Raw genomic sequence first — 875 nt, forward strand, 5'->3', positions numbered from 1 at the left:
TGCTGATCACGTATCTGCTTGTTGCCTATTTCGTCGCTCCCGAGATTTGGATCTTTCGCGATGCTGGACGTGCTGACTTCGGCAAAATGGTCACGACCACCGAGCAGGATATTCCCGGCGATCCAATCAATGTTGGTCTTGTCGGTTCGAAGGAAGAGGTGATCCGGGGTTTCGCGGCTGCGGGTTGGGATCCTGCCGATAAAATTACGTTGCGAACGTCAATCGACATTGGATTGAGCGTGGTGCTTGATCGGCCCGATCTCGATGCGCCGGTCAGCGCGTTGCTGTTCGAGGGCAGAAAGCAGGACCTCGCCTTCGAAAAGCCCGTTGGCAAAAGCGCCGACCAGCGCAACCACGTCCGATTTTGGCTCACCAAGACGATCGGCACTGATGACCGCCCGCTTTGGCTCGGCTCCGCCAGCTTTGATCGTGGCGTTGGCTTAAGCCACGATACCGGCGAAATCACGCATCACATCGGGCCGAATATTGACGCAGAGCGCGATCTTGTGATCAGCGATCTTCTGAAGGCCGGGCAACTTTCGTCGAGTTATGAGATCAAGGGCATCGGAGCCACCAAAACCGGCCGCAATGGAGGCGGCGATCCCTATTTCACCGACGGTGAGGCGCTTGTTGGCGTGCTTCGTCAAGCTGCGTTCCCGTGATGATAAAGACTGCAACCGCCACGTTTCTAATTGCGGAAGATTTGGATAACACCATGGACCCACTTTCAGCCCCCGAGCCCGTTCTCGAAATTGCTGTCGGCACCTTGATATTGATCGTTGTTATTTTCGTACACGGCGCAGGAATTCGGGCAATCAATCAGCGCTTCAGCAAATCCTGGATCCATGTGAGCAGCACCACGCCACACTGGCGGC

General features: G+C 55.8%; 1 protein-coding gene and 1 pseudogene. Both read left to right on the forward strand.

Annotation, left to right across the window (positions count from 1 at the left end):
- The first annotated feature begins 2 nt into the window (after positions 1-2).
- Positions 3-662: an LssY C-terminal domain-containing protein gene (locus CU102_RS28315; RefSeq protein ID WP_106714352.1), complete on the forward strand. Its 660-nt coding sequence runs from the start codon at positions 3-5 to the stop codon at positions 660-662.
- Positions 663-715: 53 nt separating this feature from the next.
- Positions 716-875: pseudogene (locus tag CU102_RS31035) on the forward strand (two pore domain potassium channel family protein); the annotation flags it as partial.

The sequence above is a fragment of the Phyllobacterium brassicacearum genome (assembly GCF_003010955.1).
GTDB classification, from domain to species: Bacteria; Pseudomonadota; Alphaproteobacteria; order Rhizobiales; family Rhizobiaceae; genus Phyllobacterium; species Phyllobacterium brassicacearum.